This is a genomic window from Rhizobacter sp., assembly GCF_031412495.1.
GTDB lineage: Bacteria > Pseudomonadota > Gammaproteobacteria > Burkholderiales > Burkholderiaceae_C > Schlegelella_A.
Genome location: NZ_JANODC010000516.1, coordinates 1 through 3660, shown reverse-complemented (window position 1 = coordinate 3660; position 3660 = coordinate 1). Strand labels below are relative to the sequence as shown.

Here is a 3660-nt window from a genome sequence, read left to right as displayed (position 1 = left end):
AGGATCTGGCCCTCGAGATCGGCGAGCTCGATCACCGCGGCGAGCACCGGCGTCGGGTTGTTCCAGTGCGTCCAGCCGCAGGCCGGGCAGCGCAGCCGGGTCTTGGCGCCGCCGTCCTCGTCCTGCGCGATCGGCGCCAGGAGCGTCGCGCAGTTCGTGCAGAAGGTAGTCTCAAAGCTCATGCCGGGAAGACCCCGGTGGACAGGTAGCGATCGCCGCGGTCGCAGACGACGAACACAATGGTGGCGTTCTCGACCTGCTCGGCCACCTGCAGGGCGACCCAGCAGGCGCCCGCGGCCGAGATGCCGGCGAAGATGCCTTCCTCGCGGGCCAGGCGGCGCGTCGTCTCCTCGGCGTCCGGCTGGCTGACGAGCACCAGCTCGTCGACCGTCTTCGGGTCGTAGATCTTCGGCAGGTAGGCCGCGGGCCACTTGCGGATGCCGGGAATGCGCGAGCCTTCGTTCGGCTGCGCACCGATGATGCGGACGGCCGGGTTCTTCTCCTTCAGGAAGCGCGACACGCCGGTGATCGTGCCGGTCGTCCCCATGGCGCTCACGAAGTGGGTGATCCGCCCGGCCGTGTCGCGCCAGATCTCCGGCCCTGTCGTCTCGTAGTGGATGCGCGGGTTGTCGGCGTTGGCGAACTGGTCGAGGACGCGGCCCTTGCCGTCCTTCTCCATCTGCGTGGCCAGGTCGCGCGCGTACTCCATGCCGCCGCTGCGCGGCGTGAGGACGAGCTCGGCACCGAAGGCCTTCATCGTCTGTGCCCGTTCGATGCTCAGGTCCTCCGGCATGACGAGCAGCATGCGATAGCCGCGGATCGCCGCCGCCATCGCCAGCGCGATGCCGGTGTTGCCGGAGGTGGCCTCGATCAGGGTGTCGCCGGGTTTGATCGTGCCGCGCTCCTCGGCGCGGCGAATCATGCTGATCGCCGGACGGTCCTTGACCGAGCCGGCCGGGTTGTTGCCTTCGAGCTTGCCGAGGAGGACGTTGCCGCGCTCGGCATTGCGCGCGCCGGGCAGCCTGACGAGGCGGACCATCGGCGTGGCGCCGATCACGTCCTCGATCGTCGGATAGTTCGGCGCGTCGTCGCTCATGGGTTGTTCGGAGGCGCTCCGATGATCTAGAACCGAGGTTCAGCGCACTGGAGGGCCGCCTACCGCGCCAGCCGCTTGAAGCGTCGGACCGTCTGACGGAGCTGGCGGTACAGCATCGGAGGCAAGAGCCAGTCACGCACGTAATTCATGGCGTTGTGTCGGGCCACCTCACGGCGCACGCTAGTGCCATCTGTCGGCCGCGCGACGTACATGGTGCCGTGCGATTCCACCTCGCTGTAGACGGCCTTCGAGGCGGTGTAGTAGTAGAGCGCGAGCGACTTCCGGGTGACGTTCTCCGGGGTGTTCAAGGCGTCTGGGTGCCCGTGGTAGGAGTGCTCGTCAGTGTTGAACACCACGCAGCGGTTGAAAACCGGTGCGATCGAGCACACCTTGTGGCGCGCGGCCTTGTCCCACAGCTCCAGCTCGCCGCCGAAGTGAGGGTTCCAGTTCTGGTTCAGGTAGATCAGGACGTTCAACCTGCGCGTTAGGTGCAACTGCTCATGGATGCGAAAGTCAGCGTGGACGCCGAGCTTGCCGCCCCGGCGAATCTCGTGGAAGCCGCCACCGTTGTAATACGGATCCGGAATCAGCTCCTCAACCTGCGTTAGCCCCTCGAGGAATTGTAGGAAGCCTCCAGAGTTGTAAAACCGGAAAACGCTGCGCACGTACTCGTTGCAGTCGTCGGGGAAGATCTGGCGCTTGTGTTCACCCCCGTAGCCGCTCTCGTGGTGAATGTCGCCGCGGAGGGAAGTCGTCGGAAAATTCGAGAGGATAGAGTCGGCGAGCGCAGCGGGTAGCAAGTCATCGACGACGATATAGGGGAAGGGTTGCGCTGCCGCGTACTCCTCCGACAGCAGTCCACCGAAGGCTCTGGCTTCCCGGGGGTCAAGTTGGAGACCGCCGTCGACGGCGATCGGCAGCGTAACCCTCTGAAACTCGTCGGGCATCGGATGCGTCCTTCCAATTCAGGCGTTGAAGCGTTGCATGTTACCGAACGAACCCCGCATGCTTTGGGGAGTCTCGAGGAACTGCGCAGCGACCCTGCAGCATCTGGACCTTGGCGGCCTCCGAGCGTGCGGGCGACGCCCAGACTTGCCAATCGGGAATGCGACTATGCAACCGGGTGGCCGGAGAGCATCGCCAATTCATGGATGAATGGCTTCGAACCCCGCTTCTGGCGCGTCGCCGCGATGGCGTTCAGGTGTTATGCGCTCAGGCCGCTTGCGGAAGCGACACGGCGGTTTCGAACATCAGCGTTATCGGGTTGCTGCACACCCCTTGTGCGTGGCGCAGCTCCCTGGTGCCTCGGGTCGGAATCGAACCGACACTCCTCGCGGAAATGGATTTTGAGTCCATCGCGTCTACCAATTTCGCCACCGAGGCCGGTGCTTCGAGAGCCGGGCAGTTTGCCACAGGCCCCGTAGACTCAGGGCCTTCGAGCCACCCTGCGCCGGGCCTGTCGGTTGCCCCAAGCCTGCCTTCATGCCGCCCCTGCCTCCCATCACCCAGGCGCTCCTTCTCGCCAACGTCGCCATCTTCTTCCTGGAGCGCCTGCTGGGCGGCGGGCTGTTCACCGCGTTCGCGCTTTGGCCCATCGGCGCCAACTTCTGGCCGTGGCAGATCGGCACCTATGCCTTCCTGCATGGCAGCTTCGAACACCTGTTCTTCAACATGCTCGGGCTGTGGATGTTCGGCTCGGAGCTCGAGAACGTCTGGGGCCAGAAGCGCTACCTGCAGTTCTACTTCGCCAGCGTCTTCGCCGCCGCCCTGACCCAGCTCCTCGTCAACGCGCTCCTCGGCTCGCAGGTGCCCACCGTCGGTGCATCCGGGGGCCTGTTCGGCCTGCTCCTCGCCTTCGCGATGCTGTTTCCGAACCGCACCATCCTGCTCTTCTTCGTGATCCCGATGAAGGCGAAGTACCTGGTGCTGCTGTTCGGGATCGTCGAGCTCTACCAGGGCGCGACCGTCCTCAACACCGGCGTCGCCCACTTCGCCCACCTCGGCGGCATGCTGGGCGGGCTGCTGACCCTTCGCTACTGGCGTGGCCAGTCGCCCTTTCGTCGGCGCTGAGTCGCCGGCGGTCCGCCAAAGAGGCCCTGCGGCCCGCAGGGCAGCCCTGAGCGCTCATGCTGCGGGCAAGGCGTTCCTCGAGGAGATCGCGATGAAGATGGCGCAGTTTCGAGACCCGTTCCGGTTCCTCGCGGCCCTGGCTACGACGCTACTCGTGACGCACGCGGCCGTCGCCGCGCCGGCCGTCGGTGTCGCCGGCGGCAGGGGCGCCAGGGCCATGGACGTCGCCGACCAGCCCGACGCCGCGCAGCTCGAGGCCGGCAAGCAGGCCCTCGCGCGGGCCCACGCCGCGGTCGTCGGCATCGAAGCCACCGCCGTGGAGGACGCACGGTCGATCTCCACCCTCGGCAAGTCGCGCCAGGGCTCGGGCGTGCTGATCGGCGACGACGGCCTGATCCTGACCATCGGCTACCTGATCCTCGAGGCCGAGCGCGTCGATGTCATCCTCAGCGGCAGCCGGCGCGTGCCGGCCCGCATCGTCGCCTACGACCTGG

At 66.4% G+C, this 3660-nt stretch carries 3 protein-coding genes, 1 tRNA gene and 2 pseudogenes; 2 read left to right on the top strand and 4 right to left on the bottom strand.

The window, feature by feature from the left end; genetic code table 11:
* The 4 genes and pseudogenes from AC30N0_RS19360 to AC30N0_RS19345 all read right to left on the bottom strand — a co-directional run.
* Positions 1 to 182: pseudogene (locus AC30N0_RS19360) on the bottom strand (NUDIX hydrolase); the annotation flags it as partial.
* On the bottom strand, positions 179 to 1096 hold the full coding sequence (gene cysM / locus AC30N0_RS19355) for a cysteine synthase CysM (RefSeq protein WP_489519515.1): 918 nt from the start codon (positions 1094 to 1096) through the stop codon (positions 179 to 181). The gene cysM and the pseudogene AC30N0_RS19360, both read right to left, overlap by 4 nt.
* Positions 1097 to 1155: 59 nt before the next feature.
* A complete protein-coding gene (locus AC30N0_RS19350) occupies positions 1156 to 2043 on the bottom strand; it encodes a 2OG-Fe(II) oxygenase (protein WP_489519514.1) in 888 nt (295 codons plus the stop codon).
* Between the two features lie 351 nt (positions 2044 to 2394).
* A tRNA-Leu gene (locus tag AC30N0_RS19345) sits at positions 2395 to 2479 on the bottom strand.
* Between the two features lie 99 nt (positions 2480 to 2578).
* On the opposite strand from AC30N0_RS19345, the gene AC30N0_RS19340 reads away from it, so the two are divergent.
* Both AC30N0_RS19340 and AC30N0_RS19335 read left to right on the top strand, forming a co-directional pair.
* Positions 2579 to 3166, top strand: a complete 588-nt coding sequence (locus tag AC30N0_RS19340) for a rhomboid family intramembrane serine protease (protein ID WP_489519513.1) — start codon at positions 2579 to 2581, stop codon at positions 3164 to 3166.
* A gap of 91 nt (positions 3167 to 3257) precedes the next feature.
* Positions 3258 to 3660, top strand: a pseudogene (locus AC30N0_RS19335) (hypothetical protein); the annotation flags it as partial.

Bases quoted from the DNA above. Each gene is read 5' to 3' on its own strand.
- AC30N0_RS19340 (WP_489519513.1), top strand. From the start codon at position 2,579: ATGCCGCCCCTGCCTCCCATCACCCAGGCGCTCCTTCTCGCCAACGTC.
- cysM (WP_489519515.1), bottom strand. From the start codon at position 1,096: ATGAGCGACGACGCGCCGAACTATCCGACGATCGAGGACGTGATCGGC.
- AC30N0_RS19350 (WP_489519514.1), bottom strand. From the start codon at position 2,043: ATGCCCGACGAGTTTCAGAGGGTTACGCTGCCGATCGCCGTCGACGGC.